The sequence below is a fragment of the Geobacillus vulcani PSS1 genome (assembly GCF_000733845.1).
Lineage (GTDB): Bacteria > Bacillota > Bacilli > Bacillales > Anoxybacillaceae > Geobacillus > Geobacillus vulcani.
The window spans coordinates 1,396,483-1,420,953 of sequence record NZ_JPOI01000001.1 but is presented as its reverse complement, the minus strand read 5'-3'; the positions used below and the strand labels follow the sequence as shown (position 1 = coordinate 1,420,953).

Genomic DNA, 24,471 nt, shown 5'->3' with positions numbered 1-24,471 from the left:
AAAAAAATCTTTTTCCCCGCTTTCCCATCTGCACAAAACCAAAAACAGGCGGCTGTCCGCCGCCCCCGCTTATAGATGCTCCGCGCGCACCTGGTCATACAAACAGACAATCGAATCGAACAAAATACGAACCGCCTCAGCCATTTCGTCTTCGCTCATCGAAAGAACTGGAATGAACGTCAACACCGGGCCGAGCGGACGGATGACAAGCCCTCTCCGGCGCGCCTCAAGGATGATCCGGTGCTCCACCATCGCCGCGCGCGGAAACACTTCTTTTGTTCTTCGGTCTTTCACGATCTCAATGCCGCACATCAATCCTTTTTGCCGGATGTCGCCGACAATTGGAATTTCATACAACCGCTCAAGCCATTCGACCAGTCGGCGCGCCTTCTGTTGAACACTGTCAATCAGACCGCGTTTTTCGATGAGCTCCATATTTTTCAGCGCAACGGAACAAGTGAGCTGATTCCCCGTGTACGTATGGCCGTGGTAAAACGTCTTGTCTTCGTCCACATCGCCGAGAAAGGCTGCATAAATCTCTTCCGTGACCAGTGTGGCCGCGAGCGGCAAATACCCTCCGGTGATCCCTTTCCCAAGGCAGACGAGATCCGGCTTCACCTCTTCCTGCTCGCAGGCGAACATCGTGCCAGTGCGGCCAAAGCCGACGGCGACCTCGTCGCAAATGAAGAGCACCCCGTACCGGCGGCAAAGCGTTTCGACTCCTTTTAAAAACCCGCGCGGATGGACGATGATCCCTGCCGCTCCTTGCACAAGCGGCTCGATGACCACTGCGGCGATTTGATCGTGCTGCTCCTCGAGCACCCGTTCAAGCTCGCGCAAACAATAGCCGACGATCTCCTGCTCGCTTCCGTATTCGTCCATACGGTACACGTACGGCGACGGCACTTCGATCCGCTCAAACAAAAGCGGCGCAAAAATGCGGTGGAACGTTTCCATGCCGCCAACACTCACCGCCCCGACCGTATCGCCGTGGTACGCTTCCTTCAACGAGACAAACTTGTTCTTCTTCGCATATTGGACCGGATCGATGTTTTTCCAATACTGATAGGCGATCTTGAGCGCGATTTCCACCGCCGCCGCTCCGGTATCGGAATAAAACACTTTTGACATGTGCGGCCAATATTCAAGCAGCCGTTTGGCCAACAAAATCGACGGCACATTCGCCGAACCAAGCAATGTCGAATGGGCAATTTTCTCCAATTGCTCGCGAAGCGCCGCATTCAGCTCCGGATCGTTATGCCCGTGGACATTGACCCATAGCGACGCATAACCGTCCAGATACCGATTGCCGTCGACATCGTACAAATAGCTTCCTTGCCCGCGTTCAATGATCAGCGGACGTTCTTTCGCATACTGCTTCATTTGCGTAAATGGATGCCAGACGTACTGCTTGTCCCACTGTTCCAATTGTTCGTAGCTATACGCCAACGCCCAACACCTCCAGCAATTGTTTCGCCTTTCCTTGTTCGAGCCAACGCTGAGCTAGGGTTTCCAGTTCCCGCCTTGAGACTGCCGGAAGGAGCGGCACGACCGCCAGCACCGGGAGCTGCAGCAAGGCGGCGATCGTTTCGACATTGTTTTGGTGGATGATCTCTTGCTCTTGAAACTGATTGAACATCAGGCCAAGCAAACGAATGCCTTGTGCGTTCGCATACGCCGCCGTCGTCACCGCGTGGTGAATCGCGCCAAGACTTGAGAGCGACACGAGAATCGCCGGCAGCTCATAGTCGCGGACAAAATCGCTCGTCATATACCATCGTCCGTCGTGCTCGCACCACGGAACAGCCAACCCTCCCGCTCCTTCGACGAGCACCACATCATAGCGCTGCTTCAACCATTCCAACCGCTCGGCCACCCTCTCTGGTTCGATGGATGTGCCGGTCAGCTTCGCCGCCAAATGCGGCGACATCGCCGGCTCCATATAGTACATGCCTTCTGATGCGGAAAGCTTCGCCACTCGTTCGTACCAATATTGTTCAGCAAACGACACCCCATCTTCGGCCAGTCCAGTCTGAACCGGTTTAAACACGCTTACACTCATGCCAAGCCGCTCCAACGCCAACGCCACAATGGACGTCACCACCGTCTTGCCGATTTCCGTTCCTGTTCCCGTCATGAAAATGGCGCTTCCCATTCTGATCCCCCCATCCCTTCTCTCCAAATATTTGTTTCTATTGTGCCCGATGTGGTTTTATTTGTCAACTTTATTTTTATATAGGTTTACATTTAGACAAAAAATATGGAGCCCCCTAACACAGCAGGACTCCTTTTTTGGCGTGGCTCATTTCTCAAACAGACGGCGGAAGCAGCGGCCAACGCTCATCCTTCATCCTCCCACAAGCGGAACGGATCCATCCGTTCACCGTCCATTTTCGGCACCACTGACGATCCGCTCTGCCCTTCTTGTTTTTCCAACAAAAACGCCAATAAGCGCACCGCCTCCGCAATATGCCTTCCTTTGTTCAACATGATGCACTGCGCCTGCCTTCCAAGTGAGACATCCGAGATTTCCGCACGCGACGGAATTCCCTTTTTCGCCATTTGTTCAAGCACTTGCGTCGCCCAAATGACCGGGATGTGGGCCGCCCGGCATAGCGCTAAAATGTCATCCTGTGCGGCAGCAAGATGTTCAAATCCGATCTCCAGGGCCAAATCACCGCGCGCAACCATCACGCCAAATGCCGGAAACTTCAATCCCTCAAGCAAAATGCGAACGAAGTTATGAAGCGCCGTCCGCGTTTCAATTTTCGCAATCACCGGGAGAGAGCCAGCTCCTTGTTCAGCAAGCAAATGATAAAGCTTTCGCAGGTCATGAGGGGCCTGAACAAACGACAGGCCGACGATATCCGCCCATCTCGCGACGAACGGAATCCATTCAAGGTCGCGGTCGGTGAGCGGCGGAACTGTCAAATGGAGAAACGAATCGGGAAGATGAATGCCCGTTCCTTGCTTAATCGCTTTTCGCTTTCCGCCATCGGCAACGACTTTGGCCTCTACATGCCGCTCGTGCACTTTCACGACCCGTGCTGCAATTTGGCCGTCGTTCAAATAAAGGCGGTCTCCCGCCCGCACATTGCGCCACGCTTTCGCCAACGTCGTCGTCATTTTCACACCGCAACCATTCTGTGCCTGTGCAAACGCAGCGTCATCGAAATAAATATACAGCGGTGTACCGACAGTGACAAACGCTTTCATTGGAATGAACAACACAGAAGAAAGGGTGAAAGAAGCCGACCCACACCGTAGTTTCATCCCTTTTTGCACATAGGCCGTCCGCGAAAGAAAAACTTTAAAACAAGACGGGGCGATTTGTTCAGTGACCCGCAATTTTCGTTTTTTTCCGCGCACATCGGTAAACAGCAGTTCATCCCCTTCTTCAACAGTCGCTCCGTCCTCAGCCGTCAACTGCCACCAGAATGAAACATCGCGCGGAAGCGGAGACGGCGGCGGGGAAGAAGAGAAGGAAATGATGCCGAAGAGCGGCTCCATTGGCTCTCCATATAGATTTTTCTTCACAGAGAGCTTCATCGGCCCCGTGTTGACCGCCAAGCGGTCGACACGGATTTTGGGCCCCGGCAGATCCATGTAAATGCGGCATCGCCTCCCCTGCAGCTGTTGCTCCAACTGCTTCTCGGCTTGACGAATGATGGCCACGAGCGCCTCCCACGTTTCCGGTGAACCGTACGCGCAGTTGATGCGGGCAATGTCCATGCCATAAAGAAGCAGTCGCTCGATCAGCCCCGGCTCATCCACCCATGCCTCGTCCATCGTCACCATGATGCGTGTCGGCCGAACAGAACTCGGGCTTCCAAACACTTCCTCCGCCCGTTTATGAAGCAACTGGTTTGCTTCCTTTCTTGTCATCTTTCGAAGCTCCCATCCGCCATCAACCGGCGTGCGCAAATATGCCAAAACTTGTTCGATCGCGTCGATGAGATGAGCCTCTTGCCCCTCGAACCGCCATCCGCTTTCTTCGAGCGCTTCAAGCAAATCCGACGGCATATGCTCCCTCATGTATAAGTAGGCAAGCAACTGATCCCGGCTCTCTTCATTGGATGGAAGAGGAAAATACTTCTGCTTTTGTCCCACCCACTCCGCCATCCCTCGGTAAAAAGCGGCCAAGCGGGCGCCCAAATCTCGTTTGTCGTGCATCAGCGGCACCAACCCTTGTGAAAAATGCGGTTTTACTTTTATATATTCGCTGCCATCCCAAATGAGGACAGAAAAAAACCGGCGCCATTCGCCGGTTGAATACGACAGAAACAGGAAATCGTTTTTAGCGATATGATTTTTGAACCACAATTTTCGTCCCGCATTGGCAAAGCAGTGAGTGTTTCAGCCGCCGCAACGGCTGGCCGCATTGTTGGCAAATGATCGTCTTGTTCAATCGCTCTTCTCCCCTTTTCCATCGCGTTGCTTTGATTATAGCCCATAGATAATTTAAATTCAATATAAAATAATAATTAGTATAAAATATAAGCAGATCGTTTGGACTTCATTTCCATCTATGCTACAGTAAGGATAGTCCCAATATTCAAACAAAGGAGGAGGCAGCCATGTACGATATCGCCATTATCGGCGCTGGACCGGCGGGAGCGAGCGCCGCGATCTTCGCCGCCAAAGCCGGAAAGAAAACGGTGTTGTTTGACAACGACAAAGGCATGACAAAGCGCGCTTGGGTGGAAAACCATTACGGTGTTCCGGAAATCAGCGGACCGGACTTGGTCGAAACGGGAAAACGGCAAGCAGCCAAATTCGGTGCCGAATTGGTGGAAACGCAAGTGACGGACGTGCAAAAAACAGACGACGGCTTCCGCCTCGAAACGGACAACGGCTCCTATGAGGCGAAACACGTCATTTTCGCCACTGGCGTCGCCACCGACCTCGCGGAAAAAATCGGCCTGCGCATCAAACCGGGCACGGAGCCGCGCATTAAAACGGTGATTGACGTCGACGCCAACGGCAAAACGAACATCGACGGCATTTGGGCGGCAGGGACGGTGGCTGGCGTCAGCGTCCATACGATCATCACAGCGGGCGACGGGGCAAAAGTCGCCATCAACGTCATCAGCGAGTTGAACGGCGAGCGGTACGTCGATCACGATGTATTGAAAAAATAACAACAAAGGGGCTGACCCAAAAGATCGTCTGCCTTTAAGATAGGCACAACATATAGTGCGACAGAAGCAGTCAGTACGTATATATAGCGACGAAAGAGGGTGTCCCGATCCTTTTGGGACACCCTCTTTTCTGATAGTCATAGAAACAGCGGGCCGAACCGTCTTTTCGCCATCCTTGCCCCGAACGCGCCGGCTTTCCCGCCCATCCAAGGACGCCTACTGTCCAATGCTCCGGTACTTCCCTTCAAAAAACAAGAGCGGATCGCCCGGTTCGTCTTTCATCAAAATATCGGTCACTTCTCCAAAGTAAAGCGTATGATCGCCAGCCACGTGCGAGCTGTGGACGTTGCATAAAATATTCGCCAACGCCTCCGGCAAAATCGGATGGCCGTTCACCCACTCAAACGAAACGGAGCGCTCTTCTTTCAACTGGCCGGCAAACAAGCGCGACAGGTCTTCCTGATCGCGGCGCAAAATGTTGACGGCAAATTTTCCTGTTTGCTTGACAATGTCATGCATTCGTGCTTTATGACCAATCGAGACGACGACCAGCTTCGGGTCAAGTGAAACGGACATAAACGCATTCGCCGTCATCCCTTTCACTTCCCCTTGAAAGTCGGTCGTCACGACCGTCACGCCGGTTGCAAATTTCCCCATCGCATTGCGAAAGGTACGATCATCCATCCGTTCTCCCATCCTTCCCTTTTCATGATCAGCCACCCTGCGCCTTCCGCTGGCGTGTAGGCGGCTTTTCCTTCTTGATGTTTCCACAGTCCGGCCGCTTCGTCCGGCATTTTGCTCCTATTCATGCCAGGATGCGGGCAAATCTACCCCCATCATAGCAGAAACAAAGGAAAGAAACAACGACGATATCCAGCTGTCATCGGCGGCCTGCCGCTCCAAGGTACGCTTCGGCCACCCGCTCATCGGCAAGCAGCTCGGCGGCCTTTCCGTGCATCACGATGCTTCCCCGTTCCAACACATACGCCTCATCCGCGGTCTGCAGCGCGGCCCGCACGTTTTGCTCGACAAGAATCATGGACGTCTGAAATTGATCGCAGAGCTGCGTCAGCATCCCCATCACTTCCTTGACCACAAGCGGAGCCAGCCCTAACGACGGTTCGTCAAGCAAAAGCAGCTTCGGTCTTGCCATCAGCCCGCGGGCGATCGCCAGCATTTGCTGCTCGCCGCCGCTTAATAGTCCTCCCGGACGGTCGAGCATCGTTTGCAGTTTCGGGAACAGTTCAAGCACCCGCTCATAGTCGCGCTTCACTTCCTGTCCGTCGCGGCGGTGGCGGCGGTACGCCCCCAGCAGCAAGTTATCCCTCACGGACAAGCTGTCAAAAATCTGCCGCCTCTCCGGCACAAGGCAAATGCCCTGGTCAACGATTTTCTCCGCCTTTCCATAGGGAAGCGGTTTCTGTTCAAAAAGAATCTCCCCTTCGGTTGGAGCGTAGACGCCGGCAATCGTGCCGAGCAGCGTGCTTTTGCCCGCCCCGTTGGTGCCGACAATCGCCACGATTTCTCCTTGGCCGACGTGCAAATCGATTCCTTTCAATACGTGCAAATGACCGTGGTAGACATGAACGTTGCGAAGCGTCAGCATCAAACCGCCTCCTCTCCCAAATACGCCTTGATGACATCAGGGTGCCGCGCAATCTCTTCCGGCGCTCCTTCGGCGATTTTTTTGCCGTAATCGAGGACGACGATCCGGTCGGCGATCGCCATCACCGTTTCCATATCATGTTCCACGAACAAAAAACTAAAGCCTTGTTCCCTCATCATCAGCAACACATCAACGAGCTGCTTCGATTCTTGCGGGTTCAAGCCGGCCATCGGCTCGTCAAGCAAAATGAGCGAAGGACGGGATACAGCCGCGCGGGCGATTTCCACAAGCCGCTGCATCCCATATGGCAGCGTGCCTGCTCGCTCCCAGGCGAGATGGGCCAAACCGACCTGCTCGAGACAGAAAAACGCCTGTTCCTGCGCTTGCTTTTCTTCTTTCACCGTACGCGGCAGCCGAAAGCCGGCGCTCACGATTCCGCTCTTCAACCGTGAATGAAGTCCGACCATCACGTTTTCCAACACCATCATATCGGAAAACAGCTGCAAGTTTTGAAACGTCCTTGTCATTCCCAACATCGCCAGTTCGTGCGGTTGTTTGCCGCTGACTATGGCTCCTTGAAAACGAACGAGACCACTTGTCGGCGGAACAATGCCGCTGATCATATTGAACAAGGTCGTTTTGCCTGCCCCGTTCGGCCCGATCACCGCGACGATGTCTTCTTTTTTTACGTAAAAAGACACGTTCTGCACCGCCTGAATGCCGCCAAATGACTTGGACAATTGCTCCACTTCGAGCAACATGGCGCTCATCCCTGCTCCCCTCCGATCGAACGGGCCTTATGGCTGTCGACGGCCGTCGCCCGCTCGGATTGACGCCAACTTGTTTTCCAAAACCGCCTCAATCCTTTGGGCGCGACACCTGTCAACCCGTTCGGCATGTAAATCAACATGATGACGAGCAACAAGCCAAAAAAGACAATTTCAAACTCTCCACCGGCATTCGGCAACAACAACGGAACAACCGCTTTGAGCCATTCTCCTAAGCAGACATATACGGCAGCGCCGACGAGTCCTCCCCATACACTGGCTGTCCCGCCAATGATCACCATGATTAAAAAGTAAATCGAAGGAATGATGCCGAATAAGTCCGGATTGATAAACGTAACGTAATGGGCGTATAAGCTCCCCGCAACCGAAGCGTAAACAGCGCTGAGCATAAAAATTTGCAGCTTGTATTTCGTAATGTTCACCCCAAGCGAGCTTGCCGCCACTTCGCTTCCATGAATCGCCCGCAGCGCCCTTCCGACCCGGGAGCGGACAACATTGCGAGCAAACCATCCCCCGGCCAGAACAAACGACGAAACGAGGTAGTAAAACTGGAAATCGCTTTGCAGCGGAATCCCGGCGATACGGATCGGCGGGATGCCAAAAAAGCCATTCAGCCCTCCTGTGATCCCTTTCCATTCTTTAAAGAATGTAAACATAATGACGCCAAAGCCTAACGTCGCCAACGCCAAATAATGTTCACGCAGCCGGAAAACCGGTATGCCGACGACGAGCGCCACCAAAGCGGCCAATGCCGCACCGGCAACCAACGCCAACCAAGCCGGCCATCCTGCGTGCGCCGTCAAATAGGCGGACGTGTAAGCCCCCATGCCGTAAAACGCCGCCTGGCCGAGCGAAATTTGGCCCGCATACCCCATCAACAGCGTCATCCCTGTGCCTACGAGCGCATACAGCCCGATGAGAACAAGGGTGCTTAGCACGTAGTTATTGCCGAAAACGAGCCAGGGGAGACCGAGCCAAACGGCTGCGCCGGCAAGCCAAAGCCATCGTTTTCGTCCACCCGTCATTCGTTGACCGTGCTCCATCCATCCGTCCCCCTTATACCCGCTTTCCTGTCATCTTGGCAAACAGCCCGTTCGGCATGAAAAACAGCACAAGCAGCAACAGCCCAAAGCTGATCGCTTCTTTGTATCCCGAGGACAAGTATCCTTCCGCAAATGATTCAAGCAGCCCGACGAGAAACGCGCCGGCGATCGCAGCCGGGGCGTTCGTCAATCCCCCGACAACAGCGGCAATAAACGCCTTCAGCCCAATCATCATCCCCATATCATAAGAAGCGCCGGAAATCGGGGCGATGACAATTCCCGCGAGCGCCCCCAGACCAGCGCTGGCGGCAATCGCGCCAAGCGACATTTTGCGGATGTCAATCCCCATCAACCGAGCGGCAAACGGGTTGATGACGCAGGCGGCCACCGCCTTGCCGATGTACGTTCGGTGAAAGAACAAATGCAAGGCGGCAAAACTCGCGAGCGAAATGATGATCGCCCAGACGCTTTGCCATTGGATGACCGCTCCAAACACCTCAAGCGCCCCATGGCCCGTAAAAGGGCGCAGCGCGTACGGATTCGTCCCCCAAACGAGCAGGGCAATCCCGCGGAATACAAACGACGCCCCGATCGTAATGATAATGAGCACCGCGACAGGCGATCGGCGCGCCGGCTGAATCGCCAGCCGCTCAAACAGCGCGCCGATTGCCATCACCGCCACAATGCTGAGCCCAATCGCGAGCACAAACGGCACGCCGTTGTTGACGAGCGTAACGCAAAACAGCGCCCCTAACATGGCGAAATCGCCTTGAGCCAAATTTAAAATGCCGGTCACGCTGTACGTAATGACAAATCCGAGCGCCACCAACGCGTAAATGCTGCCGACCGTGAGCCCAGAAAACAACAGCTGCACAAACTGGCTCCACGCTTCCATGCCCCGTCCCTCCTTCAACGGTTAGGTGGAACAAAAGGGAATTAGCGACCTCATTCCCTGTTTACTGCTCCGCGAGCACAAACTTTCCATCCTGAATTTGCACCATCACTAAACTGTCGGCGTCAAGCCCTGTATGGTCGTCTTTTGACATATGGAAGACGCCTGAAATGCCGATAAATTTTCTTGTATTCTCCAGAGCCGACCGTATTTTCTCTTTCTCAGTGCCTCCCTCTTTGATCGCGTTGGCCAACAAGTGAAACGCATCCCACGCATGTCCGCCAAAGGTGGTCGGCCCATAGCCGTACGCTTTTTCAAAATCTTGTTTGTATTTTAGCAGCGTTTCTTTTTGCGGATCGCTGTCCGGAAGCTGGTCTGCCACTAAAATGCGCCCGGCGGGGAACCATACGTCGTTGGCCGCCTCACCGGCCAAGTCGATAAAGCTTTTCGTGCCGATGCCGTGGCTTTCCACAATCGGCGCCGCAATGCCCAACTGGCGGATGTTTTTCGTGACGACCGCCGATTCCTGCGCCGTTCCCCATACGATAATGGCTTGCGGATTCGCTTTTTTCACCTTTGTCAACATCGCTTTCGCGTCATCGACCGTCGCCTCAAACTCCTCTTCGATGACAGCTTTCACCCCATATTCCGGGGCATAATGCACAAACTCTTCATGCCCGCTCGTTCCGTATGCATTGGCGACGTTCAGCCAGGCGACGTTCAGCCAGCCTTTCTCTTTTAAAAAACCAAGCAGCTTCTGGATGACGATATTGTCCCCTTGAGCGGTTTTAAATGTCCAATGACGTGAGGATCCATCGCTTGGATTGACGATTTGTTTGCTTGCTGCGAGGGAAATGTACGGAATGCCTGCCTTTTCGATTTGTGGGATCATGGCTAAGGAGTTCCCGCTGGTCGTGCCGCCGATGATGGCCGTCACGTTGTCTTGCTCGATGAGTTTTTTCGCGGATAATACGGCCTCGTTTTGGTCGGACTTGTCATCATAGGCGATCAGCTTGATTTTCTTTCCATCTATGCCGCCTTGCTCGTTCCATTGCTCAACAAGCATTTTGACCGTCTCCATCTCCGGCTTGCCGAGCGGCGCCGCTCCACCTGAGGCCGAGAAAATGGCGCCGATTTTGATTTCGTCCCCTCCATTTCCAGATGTCGTTGTCTTCCCGCAAGCGACAAGGAAAAGGAACAACAAGGCTGTCATGAAAAGAGACATTCTCCTTTTCATGTTGATTTCCCCCTTTCTTATTGATAACGCTTTCAAAATCCTTCTGGAAGGTGCCCCAAAAGAATGGGGACACCTTCTTTACCTCCCTATAGGAGAACAGCATCACCTCTCTCGAGTGTCTGCCGAAAACCATCCATTGGGTCAGAATCGTGGTCAGCGCCGCCGCTTGAACGCCTCCGCGGTGTTTAGTTTATGCTGGCGGACGTATTGCTCGATTTCATGCGCCGGCGCCTGTTCCCGTAGCAGGCGGATGATCTCTCGATGCTCTTCGATCGATGCTTTCGCCCGCTGCGGAACAAATGTGAATCCGTACACACGGATGCGTTTCATCCGCTGCCAAATTTGCTTGATTTGCTCTTCAAGGTAGGCGTTGCCGCAATGGGCGTAAATCAAAGAATGAAATTCATAGTTCAGCTCGCTGAACCGTTCCAGCTCCAGCTCTTCAAGCGCCCGCTCCATCCGTTCGTTCAACCGCTCAAGCTCGTTGATCGCCTCCTTCGTCAAATTGGCGGAGCCAAGCGCGGTCGCATAGCCTTCCAAAACCGCCAGCACGGACAACGTCTCCACATATTCGTTTTCGTTAATGGTGCTGACCACAGCACCTGCATACGGCTTGAACTCGACAAGCCCTTCCGCCTCGAGCTGGCGGATCGCCTCGCGCACCGGAATGCTGCTTAACCCGAGCTCGCGGGCGATTTGATCGATGACGACGCGGTATCCCGGGCCATAGACGCCGCTTTCAATGCGGGACAATATATACTCATACGCCAACTGTGTTTTGTTTTTCGCCTTCGTTCCCATACGTCTATCATATACTAGATCATATAGGTTGACTAGTCGTCATGCCTGTTCGGCAGACAAGGCGGTCCGTTTCTCCCCCTTGCCGAACGCGGGAATCGGCGGGTCGCCGACCGCGACGTGGACGACCTGCACTTCCGTATAGAAATCAAAGCTGTAATGCCCGCCTTCGCGGCCAATGCCGCTGTATTTCGTCCCGCCAAACGGGATGCGCAAATCGCGGACGTTCGGCGAGTTGACCCATGCCATCCCGCTTTCGATCGCTTGGGCGACGCGGTGGCCGCGCTTTAGATCGTTCGTCCAGACGTATGCCGCCAATCCGTATTTCACAGCGTTCGCCAGCCGGATCGCCTCTTCTTCATCCGCAAAGGACATGACCGCCATCACCGGTCCGAAAATCTCTTCCTGCGCCACCTTCATGCCGTTATGGCAGTTCAGCAGCAGCGTCGGCGGCACAAAATTGCCGTTTTCCAACCCGTTCGGAACACTGGGGGCATAGACGTCCGCCCCTTCTTGCTTGGCGATGTCTATATAGCGGTTCACCCGCTCCCAATGATCGCGGTGAATAAGCGGCCCCAGTTCGGTCGCTGGGTTCATCGGGTCGCCGATGACGATGCGGTCGACGCGCTCTTTCAGCCGGGCGACAAATTCGTCGTAAATCGACTGCTCGAGCAAAAGCCGCGAGTTGGCCGTGCACCGCTCGCCATTGAGCGAAAATACACCCCAAACGGCCGCATCAAGCGCCCGTTCGAGATCCGCATCGGCGAACACGATGAGCGGCGACTTGCCGCCAAGCTCCATCGATGTTTTTTTCAACGTCGCGGCGCTGTTGCGGATGATGTCCATGCCGGTCGTCGTCTCGCCGGTAAATGAGATGAGGCGCACGTCCGGATGGGCGACCAACGCGGCGCCCGCCGTTTCGCCAAACCCGTGCACGACGTTGAACACCCCGCGAGGCAGCCCGGCTTCATCGATGATTTCCGCCAGTTTATTCGCCGTCAATGGCGACCATTCGGCCGGCTTCAAGACGACCGTGTTGCCAGTCGCCAGCGCTGGAGCGACTTTCCATGTCTCGAGCATAAACGGCGTATTCCACGGCGTGATGAGCCCCGCCACGCCGACCGGCTTGTGGACGGTGTAGTTTACAAACTGACCATGGACGTGGTACGCTTCGCCGACAAGGCGCGTTTTCACCATTTCCGCGTAAAAGCGGAAGTTTTCCGCCGCGCGGGCGGCCTGTTTTTTCGCCTGGCTGATCGGAATGCCGGTATCCAGCGCCTCTAAATAGGCGATGTCGTCCGCCTGCTGTTCGATCAACTCCGCGATGCGAAACAGATAACGAAGCCGCCGCTCCACCGGCATCGTCCGCCACGGCCCGTGATCAAACGCCTCTTTCGCCGCCCGGACCGCCGCGTCGATGTCTTCCTTTCGTCCTTCGGCCACTTCGTTGATCGGTTCGTTCGTAAACGGATTGATATTGGTGAAATACAGACCGGCTGCCCCTTCCACAAACTGCCCATTGATATAATGAAGCACTTTTGGTTGCACTGCCATTCGTTTCCCCCCATCACTGCTGCGCCCGATAACGCGCATGAATGTTGTTGTGTTTATACGTCCCCGCCTCGCTGAATTCATACAGCTCAAGCGACAGCGCCAAATAGCGTTTGGCAAACAGCGGGGCGAAATGGTCTTTCATCACGGCAAACAGCTCGTCGCCGACTTCTTTTTTTACCTGTTCCGGACGCCCGGCGCCAATTTTCAGCGTCCCGTGCACAAACGCATCGTCTTCGGCCCCGTCAGCCACATAGTACTCGTCAAGCCGAATGGCGCGCGAGCGGATGCCGCCGACGGGAAACCAATCGCTCCGCTTGATCAGCACACGGTGAACTTTTTCAAGCAAGCCGCGAATATCGGCCTCTTCGCCGAGATTGGCCGTGTATTCTAAGACAAAGTGCGGCACGATCCTCTCCCCTTTCGCTCTGAACGCCCGATACCACGCTTTCTGCCGGGCGCTGCCTGCTATTCAATGTAATTGACGAGCCGGCCGATGCGCTCGATTTCCGTCACCACTTCGTCGCCGGGCTGGACGTTCACCGCCCCTTTCGGCGTGCCGGTCAAAATCAGGTCGCCAGGCGCGAGCGTCATGAATTCGGTGATGTACTCGAGCAAATACGGGATCGAAAAGATCATATCGCCCGTATCCCCTTCCTGCACAACCGCCCCATTGACATACGTCCGCAAACGAAGCGCCATCGGATCGCCCACTTCCTCATGGCTGACGATCCATGGGCCGAGCGGCGTCGTTCGGTCACGGTTTTTGACGCGGAAATTCGGTCGGTAATAATTTTCCAAGTAGTCGCGAACAGCGTAATCGTTGGCAATCGTGTAACCGCAAATGTAGTCGTACGCCCGCTCTGCTTTTACCCGGCGGGCCGGACGGCCGATGACGACCGCGAGCTCGCATTCATAATGCATCACGTTGACGCCGTTGGGGCGAACGGTTCGGCCGCGATGGCCGATGAGCGTGTTTTTCCCTTTGAAAAATAAAAGCGGCTCTTTCGGCGCGGCAAACGACAGTTCCCCCGCATGATCGGCGTAATTCAATCCAAGCGCCACGATCGTGCGCGGCTCGACCGGGGGAAGCCAGATGACGTCGCTCTCAGCGGCAATCGTCCCATCCGGCAGCAGAAGGCGGCCGTCGTCAAGCGGCACCGCGTCGGTCACCGTTCCGTTCCACGCTACGCGCGCCCGCTTCATGCCCCTCCTCCCCCTTCTTCGGCAACGATCCTATTTTCCAACACACCGATTCCATCCATTTCGATGCGCACCACATCTCCTGCCGCCACGAGCGGCGCGTCAGCCGGCCAGCTAAAAAACAGCACATCGCCCGGGTAAAGGGTCATAAATTCGGTCACCTCGGCCAGCCATTGTTCAGGCGGGCGCCGGAACCGGCGGAGATCAGCGCACTGAACGAGCTGACCATTGACATATACGCGCGCCATTAACGATGACAGCGGCACCGTTTCCTCTTTCGGCACCACCCAAGGGCCGACCGGAGTGAACCCGTCGCGCGCCTGCTCCTTCACCGCCGGTCGGTACCGCTGTTCGTGCGGAATCGACAGGTCATTGACGATCGTGTAACCGAATACAAAATCGAGCGCCTGCTCGCGCTGCACGCGCGCGGCGGTTCGCCCGATAACCAGACCGATCGCCGGGGCGGCGCGAAGCCGTTGGACACCGGGCGGGAGAACGACCGGCCGGCGATGGGCGTTGATAGTGTTCGCCGGCTTCATATACAGCACAGGCCCTTTTGGTGGTTGCTCGTACGGCGGAGCGGTCATGGCCTCGGCCATCCCCTCCCATTCCCATCGGTCATTAAGCGCCACCCCATACATAGCGCCAACGTCCGGCGCCTCCCACTCCCATTCGTCAATGGGCGCTGTCCGTCCCTCCAGCGTCATCGTTCTGCTCCGCCAATCCACTTTCGCCTCGAACAGATGCCGTCGGCCAGACAAGCGCAACCGCACGTTCATGATCGCCCTCCCCCTTTCATATCGATGACCAACGCCGACGCTTCCCTACATCCCAGCCGGCAAGGATCACTCCACCCACCCTCCTCAGCAAGCGCGCTCATTGCGGCGTCTCGGCCAGCAACCCGTATTTGACGAGCGTGCGGCGGATTTTCCGCTGGTTCTCTTCGCTTGGCAAATCGAGCGGCAGCCGGAGCTTCGGAGTGATTTTCCCCATCATGCCGAGCGCCGCTTTCACCGGGCCCGGGTTCGTTTCGATAAACAGCACATCATTGAGTTCCATCAATTCAAAATGAAGATCTTGCGTCCGCTTGACATCGCCGGCAAACCAAGCGTCGTGCAGCTCGGCCACTTTCTGCGGCACGACGTTCGCCGTCGCGCTGATCGACCCGGCGCCGCCAATCGCCAGCATCGGATAGCACAACAGCTCGATGCCGGAAAACAGCAGAAAATCGCGCCCGCAATGCCATAGCACCCGGTTGACGTGCTCAAAGTCTTTGTTCGACTCTTTCACGCCGATAATGTTCGGACAATCTTCGGCCAGCCGCGCCAATGTTTGGACCTCCAAATTGACCGCCGTCCGGCCAGGGATATTGTAGACGATGATCGGGATGTCGACCGCCTCGGCCACCGCCTTAAAATGCTTGTACAGCGCCTGTTGGGATGGACGGTTGTAATAGGGGACGATGACCATCGCCGCATCAGCCCCGATTTCTTGGGCGAATTTCGTCAGCTCGATCGTCTCCGCATGGTTCGTCGACCCCGTCCCCGGCACGAACGGCACGCGCCCGGCGACCGCCTTCTTCGCCGCTTCCATCACCTGCTTTCGTTCTTCCAGCGTCAGCGAGCTCGGTTCTCCTGATGTTCCCGTCACCGAAATGCCGTGTGTGCCGCTTTCGATATGCCAGTCAATGAGCGCCGTCAACGCTGCCACATCAACGTTTCCCTCTTCATCAAACGGCGTGACGACCGGCGCGATCGAGCCGCGCAGCCGTTCTTTCACTTCGCGGTATGCCATCCCCTTGCCCCCTATCGCCTTCATTTTTCTGAATCTTGTTTATATTTTACATATGATCATATACGAAATCAACGATAAAATCATATATTATTTTATCATAGAGAAACCGCCTGAAATGCTATGTTTTGGTCAAGAACGAACGATGGATGAAATCAGCTTTCTAAATCAGGAAGGTCGGTTTCCGCTTCGCCAATGTTGGTTCGTTCGGCTCGACCGGTTGGCCGCTGTGAACGTCAAGGACGATGGACGCCTCTTCAAACCAGCTGTCCGGCGCCGCATGGCCCCAGAACGTTTGCCGTCGCGGATCATCCAAATCCCAGCGGATCGGCGGAAAATCGGGGTCGCTCGTCAAATAATCGCCGTTGTACAGCTCGATTCGATGGCCATCCGGATCGCGCAAATAGACAAAGAAGGCATTCGACAATCCGTGACGGCCCGGCCCGCGTTCAATGTTCGCTGCATATCCGGCCGCTGCCAGCACATCGCACGCATGGATCAGGCTGAGCGGATCCGGCAGCCAAAACCCAATATGGTGAAGGCGCGGCCCTTTTCCGTTCATCAGCGCCAAATCGTGGACGTTTTGCTTCCGGTGCAGCCATGCCGCCCAAAGCTTCCCATCCTCTGTTTCCGTATACTCTGAGCAGGCAAAGCCCAGACCACGGACATAAAAGTCATATGCGCTCTTTACATCCGTCACCGCGCAGTTGAAATGATCGATGCGCTGCACGCGGGCCCCGCGATACAAGTCATACCGCTGCAACAACCGCTCGGTTTTCTCCATATGGGCAAAAAACTCAAGCGGCAGTCCGGACGGATCTTGCACGCGAAACGCCCTGCCGACGGCGCGCTGGCTTCCCGCTTCGAGCCACTTCGGCTGCAGCGTTTGCGCCGCAAACCATTCATAAAGCGCTTCCAATTCCTGCTCGGAACCGACTTTGTAGCTAAGCGCTTCGACCGCAGGGCGGGGCGCCTTTTTCAAGAGAAGGCTATGATGATGATATTCTTCAAGTCCCCGCAAATACAGATGATCTTCATCCGCTTCCGTCACGACAAACCCAAGCACCCGTTCGTAAAAATCGCGGGCGGCGGCCAAATCGGTCACATGCAACACCGCGCGGGCGCAGCGAATAATGGAAAATGCCATCGCTCTCTTCCCCCTTTCGCAACATTCCTTCATCCAGAGTTGGGCGGCCGACAGAAAGAAGCCGTCTTTTCCGCTGGCGAACATGAAACAACTCCTTCCTTGTTGCTGGCCAAATCCTTTCACTTCAAACATCTCGCAGCACGCCCAAATCCGCCCGGCTTGCGCGCCACTGAACGCCTGTTTTCGAGCGGCGGCAACCTTAGGAAGCGCCGCAGCCGCGCATCCTCCGCTGTTCCCCCAACCGTGTTTGCGAACGTTCGAATGAACGGTCAATGCTTGTTGTCAGCCGGAATGAACACGCTTTTGGCGCCGCGCAAAAATTCGCGCACGAACTGTTTATACGGCTCTTTTTCGTAGCCATCGAAATACGCCATCCCCATCCGAACGGGGTCGCCGAAAAAGTAATATTCGTAATGCGTCTGCCGGGCGCCGAACGCGCTCATCGTGAGATCCCAAGCGAGCCGGAACAGCTGGACGCGTTCATAGCCGTCCACCGTCGCCCCTTGCATCGCCCGGCGGACGATGTCGCCAATTTCCTCGTGCTGAAAATCCGCCTCCGTCGGAATCGCCATCAACCCCGATGCCCCTAAAATGCGGATGATCTCCGCCAAGCGCGGATAAATGCGCGGATACCAGTTGCGCGCGGCATCGAGCGCGGCAAAATCGGGCGTCATCGTTCCCCAACGGTCTCGTTTCGCATTGTGCTCGGCCCGGTACAAATGGCTTTTCATCGTCTCGAGGACGAGCATGATTTCCGCTCCTTTGTCTTTCACATGCTGGAACTCGCCGATGCCGATCGCTTCGATGAGGCAAAGGGTGACGCCAAGCAAAAACTCCGTTTTGACGATGTTTTTCGCCACGACTTGATGGGACATATGAACAACTGCGTTCGTTTCCCGGAACGTCCGGTTGCAAATCGATGAATTGCCGCACACAAACACGCGCTCCCACGGCACAAACACGTTTTCAAACGAAACGATCGCATCGCCTTCCTCAAAACGCGATGCCAGCGGATGATCCCACGCGCTCCGCCCGTAGTCAAACGCCTCGCGGCAAATGAACTTCACGCCTGGCGTATTATTCGGAATGGCAAAGGCAAGCGCATATGGGTCTTCGCCGGATGTCGCTTTTTTCACGGTCGAGGGAAACACTAAAATTTCATCGGTGATCCCGCCTTGTGTCGCCAACAGGCGGATGCCGCTGACGATGATCCCGTCTTTGCGCCGTTCCACCAAGTGAAGCGGCACATCGGCATCGTTTTGTTCGTGTAGCGCCTTGGCGCGGTTCATTTGCGGATGGATGAGCGTATGCGTCAAGCTGATGTCGTGTTCCCGCGCGTACTCATAATAGTTTCTCGCGTTTTCGGCAAACATCGGATCGTCTTCGGCAAACAAATCGTTGGCGATGCCCATCGCCATGACTTCGGCATTCAAATAATCAGGCGAGCGCCCCATCATTCCGGCCGACATCCGCGCCCACTCTTGCGTCGCCTCGCGGCGGGCGATGAGCTCGTCAATCGTAGTCGGCTGAATGAACGTCATCCCGACCAGCTGCCCGGTTGTCGGCGACCGGTACAACATCTTCTCCGGCTTTTCGTATTGCCGGTCGTAAAGCGCCGCCATCGAGCGGACGACGTTGCGGAACGCGGGATGAACGGTGACATCCTCCACTTTTTCCCCGTGGATGTACACGCTGCTTTTCGCCTGCTTGAGCCGCTCCATATACTCCTTTCCTGTTTTGGCCGGCATTTTCATCCCCTCCGTTTTCGGGTATAATAGCTAAGGAAGCGCTTTTATTCAGAATGTTCAAAATTAATATAACATATGATTTCATATATGAAAAATACAAAAACAATAAACGAACCTATATGAAAAATGTATACAAGCGGACGCGGCAGGCATTCCCCTTTCCCTACGAGCGCCATTTCCCAAAAACCGAAAGAGAGTCCGCGAACGAAAGGAGACAAACCCATGATCGATGTAAAACAGCTGAAATACTTCGTCACGATTGCCGAAGAGGGGCAAATCACCAAAGCGGCGCAAAAGCTTCACATCGCCCAGCCGCCGCTCAGCCAGCAGCTGAAGCAGCTCGAAGAAGAGCTCGGTGTTCTTTTGTTTGACCGGAAGGCGAAAAAAATGGAGCTCACCCCACCGGGCAAAGCGTTTTACGAAAAGGCGAAACAACTGCTGCGCCAGCTTGATGACGCCGTAGCGGAAGTGAAAGAAATCGAAGAGGGAACGGCGGGAACGCTGTCGATCGGCTGCGTCAAATCGTGTTTTTCCTATTTGGCCCAAGCGATCCGTCACTTCCACGAACAAGTTCCGAACGTGACCTTCCATCTTCGGGAAGGGGATACGTTTTCCATTTGCCAGCTGCTTCAAGAGCGGCACATTGACATCGGCATCGTCCGCCTGCCGATGGATGCAGCTCATTACGACGTCATCCATCTGGCGAGCGAGCGTTATGTCGGCGTGTTGCCGGCGCAATGGAAAAACGGGCGAACCGCGCTATGCATGCGCGATTTTGCGGATTGGCCGCTTCTCCTTCTTCACCGGGTGCATGGCGCCGGACAGTACGAGCGGGTCATCGAGGAATGCCGCCGCCACGGCTTTGAACCAAACGTCTTATGCGAATGCCCGGATGCGACGATCTTGCTTTCCCTTGTCGCCCAAGGCCTCGGAGCCACCATTGTGCCGCAATCGACCGTGGCCTTATTTCGCCTCCCCGGCATCGACGTATTCGAGATCATCGACTCGTCGATGACCGCAGAAGCCGCCGCCATCCTCGACCGACAACGGTATTTGCCGAAAAGCGCCCGCCGCTTCCTAGATGTGCTCCAAACGATTGCCGCCAGCGGACAACCGAAAGAGAGCGGGCCGCTTCTTCGATCGTAGACTCGGGAGGGAAAGGAACCCATACGATTCTAGTCAATGGGGCTGGGCTTTTCGTTGATGTGTTTGCGGAACCAAGGGAAAGGAACGATACGATTCTAGTCAATGACCGGCTTTGCAAAAAATGAGGCGCCATTGGGCGCCCAATCACAATCCGGCCGATCGCTGCAGCCGCTTGGCTATTTCGAAAAAGTCTTCCGCCGAAATCCCTGGGGCGAATTCTTCCGGCACTTCGTCCAAATCCGGGATCGTCCCTCCTTGGGGAGCTCCTTCCACCACCTCGAGCGGCTGGCCATCGCTCGGATGCGTGCCCTGCCAAATGCGGGCGATTTCTCGGTAATAGCGATCGCTGAACGTGTAAAGCCGGCGGTGGACGCCTTGGTCCTCATACTTTCTCGCCTCGTCGAACACACGGTTATCCAAGTTCGGGATCGGGAGCATCTTCGTCACATCCACGCCGGTCGCCACTTCCAACGCTTTCGCATACGCTAAAATATGAACGCCCCCGCGCACGAGCAAGTAGCCGATCATCTCGCGGGCCGTCGGGTGATCGGTCATTTCATAGACGCGCATTTTATGCGTGCGCGCTCCGCACTCAAGGAAAAAGTTATGAAGCAAATCCAAAATCAAGTTGCCGCTGTTGAACACGTACTCTCCCGTCCACGCCTTCCCCATCGAATCGCCGGGAAACGCCGTCTGCGCCGTGGCGATGAAATGATACGTATTGCGCTTGTCTTTCGCCTCCTTCATCGGCGCTGTATCCGGATCACCCGGATGGGTGGAGCCGGTCAAGCAAAGGTTGATCGCGTTGGACACGAGCTCGACATGGCCGAACTCTTCGGCAGTAATGCTTGCCACCAGTTCGTAAAACGGGCGAAGCTTGTTTTTTTGCCGAAAATTGAATGACTGAAACAAATAATTGTTCAACGTCGACATTTCCCCAAAGCGCCCGCCAAGCAGCTCCTGCACGGCCGCCGCCGCATTGGGGTCTGCGTACTTCGGCTTCGGCAACTCAATCGCCAACCGGTCGATCCGCTGAAAGACCACCGCCTTTCCCTCCTCTTTCAGTTATGGCCGAGGCGAACGGAAACGACTTGCGCCAAGCGGACATAATAAACCGCTTGATGCGCGGCAATAACGAGATGATCCGGCTTCACATCCCTCACGATCCCCTGGATCGAGCCGCGGACGGTTTCCACCACCACCTCTTGGCCGCGCACGCCTTGCAAGGTATGGTATACATACGGGTCGATGAGCGCGAACAGCTGCGGGGAGGCATACGGTTGGTTCACGCGTGGTTCCTCCTTTGCGCAAAATCAAAATGGCTCCTTTATGATACGTATGACACCGGCGCCCAAACATGACAACAAAATCAAGCGGCGAAGGCCAAAATCTTCCTTCGCCGCCAGAGAGTCTTGGAAGTTGATGATTGACTCGCGCAACCGCTTCTCGGGATCGTTTCTCAAATAGAAAAACCCTTCCGCATTTAGTACAAGTCATCGAGCGATTAGGGAAAACAGCGGTTTAGCCCTTCTCGAAGCTATACTAGAATCTCCCGTAAACAACGGACGCGCGGCGTCAGGGGCAATGGCCGTCATATCCTTCGATTTCGCTGCCGGCAAACAACCGTCGCGCCCCCGTCAAGCCGCTAAAAACTCGCGCAGTTTCGGTACACGCGGAACGATCAGGCGGTCAAACAGCCAGATGAACAAGAGAGACAACGCAAACAAAGGCATCACAATGGCGGCGGCGATCATCCCGCCCCAGACGGTTTTCACCGTTTGTGGGTCCCGCACCCGCGCCGGTGCTCCTAATCCCTTTGGCTTCCGCTGGCGCCACATGACCCAACCGCTTACGGCCAAAACGATGAGCCCAAGGCAAAAAACGAGATTAATCAGCTGGTTCGCCAGGCCAAACAACCGTCCTTCATGAAACGCAATGCCAATCGTGATCGCTTTGGCCAATGCGCCATAGTCGGAAAAGCGAACATCGCTCAGCACCCGGCCTGAATATTGGTCAATGTGCAAGGTGGCGTTATCCCACGGCTTGGTTTTCGACGTCGCCACCGTAAACACCCCTTTTGGGCCTTGCGGCAACGAAATCGTGAACGGCTTTTTCACCTTTTTCTCCTCCGCGATCGCATACACGTCATCGAGCGACAACGAGGTCGTGTTGTGTGTATGAACAGAAGGCACCGGCAGTTGCTCGGTCGCCCACGGCACATCTTGCGCCACCTCTTTGGTGACCACCTTCGATTCCGGCTTCGGCCCGAAGCTGAATGCAAACGGTGGATAACCAGTGTTCGTCGCCGTCGCCACGCGGTTGATGACCTCCCCCATGACACCCGTCCACGGCATGCCCGTCACAATGAGCAACAAAATCCCGATGCTCAGCCATATGCCTGTCACTGCATGCCAGTCACGCCAGGCCAAACGTTTTTTCGCCCGCCAGCGCGGCCAAAACGTTCCGAAAATAGAGAATGATTGCCGCGGCCACCACAAATACAGCCCGGTCGCCAACAGAATAAACCCCCAACAAGCCGCCAGCTCCACAAAGCGGTTGGCCAACGTCCCACCAATGAGCAGCTCGCTGTGAATTTTTTTCGCGATTTCCGTCCAATTCTCATCCGCGCGCAAGGTCCCTTGAATCTCCCCGGTATACGGGTTGACAAAGACAAACACCATTTCTCCTTTGTCCATCATTCCTACTTTCACGGTCCGATTCGCTTCTTTCTCGAGCGTCACAGAGACGATGGGGTGATGCGGATATTGCTCTTTGACCCGCTCCGTCAATTCAACCAAAGGCAGCCGCTTTTCACCGATCCTGTCCACCTCATACAAATGGCCATACAGCGCTGATTCGATCTGCGGCTTAAACAAATAGACGGCCCCGCTCAGCGCCAAAATGATCAAAAAAGGCGCAAAGAAAATGCCGGCATAAAAATGCCACCTCCAGACCGCCATGTACATCGACCGCTGTCTGTCCACCGGTTTCGCTGCTTGTTCCACGGTTTTCCCTCCTGCTTTGTTTTTCAGCAAGGAGTATAGAACAAAAGAATGTCCAACCGGTGAGCAATCGGTGAAAATCTTGTGAAATCAGATGGAGCGGGCCCATCGATCCCGCTCGTCATCCGATCAGCCCGAGACGCAGCGCCTTCGCCACCGCTTCCGTCCGATTTTTCGCGTTGAGTTTCCTTAAGGCGCTCGAAATGTAATCCCGCACTGTAAATTCGCTCAAATAAAGCTGGCAGGCTGCTTCCAATGTCGAGGCTCCGTCCGCAAGCAGCTTCAAAATCTCCATTTCTCTTGGCGACAAGGATTCCGTCATTCCTTCCCATTCTTTTTTTGGCGCCTCGATCCATTTCAGCAGCAACTCCCCCGCGCTTTGGCCAAGTTTCATCAGCGCGGGAAACAGGCGGCGGTCAACCTCAAAGAAACAGCCTGGTCCACGATCGAGAACGACGCCCCCAATCATTCGCCCCTCTGTCGGCACATACACCGGAACGATCACCAGCGAGGCCAAATCGAATGACTCGACATATGCCTTTGGAAACTGTTCGGCTGCCCTCGGCACGTAAATGGGACGAAAATGGCGAAATTCATGCACTTCCGCTTTCAATTTTCCCACGCTTTCTTTCAACATCGGAATATTGTCCAATTCCACGCGCAAACGCTGAATTTGCTCATGGTCCACCCCATGTCCGGACAGACCGATGGCTGTGCTCTCCTGATTGACAAATTGAAACAGCGCGCAGCGGTTGAAAGGAAGAAAATAGGAGAAACCAAAACAAATATGCATGGCCGATTCCGCCAACGTCTGCGCCCGCAAAATCCATTCGTTGAACAAAATGACGGCATCTTTCCACAATGATTCTGTTTTCCAAGCAGAATCGCGGCTGATTTTGAATGATTGTTCATTCACTTCATACAACAGCCATTCATTCCATTTGAAAAACAAATACCGCACGGCCGGGTGCAAGGCGGATGCCCCTGGCGCATGTGCCTTCAGCACTTGATGAACCGTATTTTCCATTACATTCAAAGAAAAGATGATCATCTCCGGATGAAACGCTCCGATGCGTTCGAGCTGCTCATCCGTTGGATGCTCGCCCCCGTACGGGAGCAATCTTGCTTGAACGAATTCGCAAAGCGCGGAAAACACCTCTTGAACCCGCGCATTCCGCTTGCCAAGCGCTTCACCGATCCGCTCCCATTCCCGGTTCAATTCCCCCTCATACCTATGCAAGATGTCGGCCGCTTCATGCAGCAAACGAAGCAAATGATCGTTTAATTCCTTCGACATCCCCATCCTCCCCCGCATCCCCACTAGTGATCGACTACTTTGATCATCTACTTTCTTAATTCGATCGGTCAATTCCTTCTT

General features: G+C 55.1%; 23 protein-coding genes. 2 read left to right on the top strand and 21 right to left on the bottom strand.

All coding sequences use genetic code 11. The features are described from left to right. Positions 1-69: 69 nt before the first annotated feature. From bioA to N685_RS0107555, 3 genes are all read right to left on the bottom strand, one after another. Positions 70-1,449, bottom strand: coding sequence for an adenosylmethionine--8-amino-7-oxononanoate transaminase (gene bioA / locus N685_RS0107565; RefSeq protein ID WP_031407239.1), 1,380 nt, complete (start codon positions 1,447-1,449; stop codon positions 70-72). Beyond that, on the bottom strand, positions 1,439-2,155 hold the full coding sequence (gene bioD, locus N685_RS0107560; RefSeq protein WP_031407237.1) for a dethiobiotin synthase: 717 nt from the start codon (positions 2,153-2,155) through the stop codon (positions 1,439-1,441). The genes bioA and bioD overlap by 11 nt, the downstream gene beginning before the upstream one ends. Before the next feature lie 185 nt (positions 2,156-2,340). Continuing rightward, positions 2,341-4,173 (bottom strand): pyruvate kinase, encoded by a 1,833-nt coding sequence (locus tag N685_RS0107555; RefSeq protein WP_237746885.1) that lies wholly within the window; start codon positions 4,171-4,173, stop codon positions 2,341-2,343. 404 nt (positions 4,174-4,577) lie between these two features. Between N685_RS0107555 and N685_RS0107545 the strand changes: the two genes are divergently transcribed. Further along, entirely contained in the window at positions 4,578-5,141 is a 564-nt protein-coding gene (locus N685_RS0107545) for an FAD-dependent oxidoreductase (protein WP_031407234.1), read from the top strand. A gap of 216 nt (positions 5,142-5,357) precedes the next feature. On the opposite strand, the gene N685_RS0107540 is transcribed toward N685_RS0107545, so the two are convergent. The 14 genes from N685_RS0107540 to hpaB all read right to left on the bottom strand — a co-directional run bounded on the left by N685_RS0107540 (position 5,358) and on the right by hpaB (position 18,945). After that, the gene (locus N685_RS0107540; protein WP_031407232.1) at positions 5,358-5,825 is read right to left on the bottom strand and encodes a flavin reductase family protein; all 468 of its coding nucleotides are present in this window, start codon (positions 5,823-5,825) and stop codon (positions 5,358-5,360) included. A gap of 196 nt (positions 5,826-6,021) precedes the next feature. After that, positions 6,022-6,747, bottom strand: a complete 726-nt coding sequence (locus N685_RS0107535) for an ABC transporter ATP-binding protein (protein WP_031407230.1) — start codon at positions 6,745-6,747, stop codon at positions 6,022-6,024. Continuing rightward, positions 6,747-7,517, bottom strand: a complete 771-nt coding sequence (locus N685_RS0107530; RefSeq protein ID WP_031407229.1) for an ABC transporter ATP-binding protein — start codon at positions 7,515-7,517, stop codon at positions 6,747-6,749. Before N685_RS0107530 ends, N685_RS0107535 begins: the two co-directional genes overlap by 1 nt. Continuing rightward, complete coding sequence (locus N685_RS0107525; protein WP_031407227.1) at positions 7,514-8,578, bottom strand: branched-chain amino acid ABC transporter permease; 1,065 nt, start codon at positions 8,576-8,578, stop codon at positions 7,514-7,516. The genes N685_RS0107530 and N685_RS0107525 overlap by 4 nt, the downstream gene beginning before the upstream one ends. A gap of 13 nt (positions 8,579-8,591) precedes the next feature. Beyond that, complete coding sequence (locus N685_RS0107520; protein WP_031407226.1) at positions 8,592-9,473, bottom strand: branched-chain amino acid ABC transporter permease; 882 nt, start codon at positions 9,471-9,473, stop codon at positions 8,592-8,594. Between the two features lie 61 nt (positions 9,474-9,534). Next, positions 9,535-10,707 (bottom strand): ABC transporter substrate-binding protein, encoded by a 1,173-nt coding sequence (locus N685_RS0107515; RefSeq protein ID WP_031407224.1) that lies wholly within the window; start codon positions 10,705-10,707, stop codon positions 9,535-9,537. A gap of 153 nt (positions 10,708-10,860) precedes the next feature. After that, positions 10,861-11,508 (bottom strand): GntR family transcriptional regulator, encoded by a 648-nt coding sequence (locus N685_RS0107510; RefSeq protein WP_031407222.1) that lies wholly within the window; start codon positions 11,506-11,508, stop codon positions 10,861-10,863. A gap of 39 nt (positions 11,509-11,547) precedes the next feature. Further along, entirely contained in the window at positions 11,548-13,059 is a 1,512-nt protein-coding gene (gene hpaE, locus N685_RS0107505) for a 5-carboxymethyl-2-hydroxymuconate semialdehyde dehydrogenase (RefSeq protein ID WP_031407219.1), read from the bottom strand. Between the two features lie 13 nt (positions 13,060-13,072). Next, positions 13,073-13,465, bottom strand: a complete 393-nt coding sequence (locus N685_RS0107500; RefSeq protein ID WP_031407217.1) for a 5-carboxymethyl-2-hydroxymuconate Delta-isomerase — start codon at positions 13,463-13,465, stop codon at positions 13,073-13,075. 59 nt (positions 13,466-13,524) lie between these two features. Further along, positions 13,525-14,262, bottom strand: a complete 738-nt coding sequence (locus N685_RS0107495; protein WP_031407215.1) for a fumarylacetoacetate hydrolase family protein — start codon at positions 14,260-14,262, stop codon at positions 13,525-13,527. Then, positions 14,259-15,038, bottom strand: a complete 780-nt coding sequence (locus N685_RS0107490; RefSeq protein ID WP_031407213.1) for a fumarylacetoacetate hydrolase family protein — start codon at positions 15,036-15,038, stop codon at positions 14,259-14,261. The genes N685_RS0107495 and N685_RS0107490 overlap by 4 nt, the downstream gene beginning before the upstream one ends. A 97-nt stretch (positions 15,039-15,135) precedes the next feature. After that, the gene (gene hpaI / locus N685_RS0107485) at positions 15,136-16,053 is read right to left on the bottom strand and encodes a 2,4-dihydroxyhept-2-ene-1,7-dioic acid aldolase (RefSeq protein ID WP_031407211.1); all 918 of its coding nucleotides are present in this window, start codon (positions 16,051-16,053) and stop codon (positions 15,136-15,138) included. Between the two features lie 160 nt (positions 16,054-16,213). Beyond that, positions 16,214-17,197 carry a 3,4-dihydroxyphenylacetate 2,3-dioxygenase gene (gene hpaD / locus N685_RS0107480; protein WP_031407210.1) on the bottom strand — a complete coding sequence of 328 codons (984 nt, stop codon included), beginning with the start codon at positions 17,195-17,197 and terminating at the stop codon, positions 16,214-16,216. A 269-nt stretch (positions 17,198-17,466) separates the two neighbouring features. Beyond that, positions 17,467-18,945 (bottom strand): 4-hydroxyphenylacetate 3-monooxygenase, oxygenase component, encoded by a 1,479-nt coding sequence (gene hpaB, locus N685_RS0107475; protein ID WP_031407207.1) that lies wholly within the window; start codon positions 18,943-18,945, stop codon positions 17,467-17,469. Between the two features lie 222 nt (positions 18,946-19,167). Between hpaB and N685_RS0107470 the strand changes: the two genes are divergently transcribed. Continuing rightward, positions 19,168-20,091, top strand: a complete 924-nt coding sequence (locus N685_RS0107470) for a LysR family transcriptional regulator (protein WP_031407205.1) — start codon at positions 19,168-19,170, stop codon at positions 20,089-20,091. Positions 20,092-20,235: 144 nt separating this feature from the next. Here the strand turns inward: N685_RS0107470 and N685_RS0107465 are convergent, their stop codons facing one another. From N685_RS0107465 to N685_RS0107450, 4 genes are all read right to left on the bottom strand, one after another. Further along, entirely contained in the window at positions 20,236-21,135 is a 900-nt protein-coding gene (locus tag N685_RS0107465; RefSeq protein ID WP_031407203.1) for a manganese catalase family protein, read from the bottom strand. A gap of 17 nt (positions 21,136-21,152) precedes the next feature. Then, entirely contained in the window at positions 21,153-21,380 is a 228-nt protein-coding gene (locus N685_RS0107460) for a YuzF family protein (protein WP_031407201.1), read from the bottom strand. Positions 21,381-21,728: 348 nt separating this feature from the next. Further along, positions 21,729-23,096, bottom strand: a complete 1,368-nt coding sequence (locus N685_RS0107455; RefSeq protein WP_031407199.1) for a PepSY-associated TM helix domain-containing protein — start codon at positions 23,094-23,096, stop codon at positions 21,729-21,731. Between the two features lie 118 nt (positions 23,097-23,214). Next, on the bottom strand, positions 23,215-24,390 hold the full coding sequence (locus N685_RS0107450; RefSeq protein WP_031407197.1) for a helix-turn-helix domain-containing protein: 1,176 nt from the start codon (positions 24,388-24,390) through the stop codon (positions 23,215-23,217). Positions 24,391-24,471 lie beyond the last annotated feature (81 nt).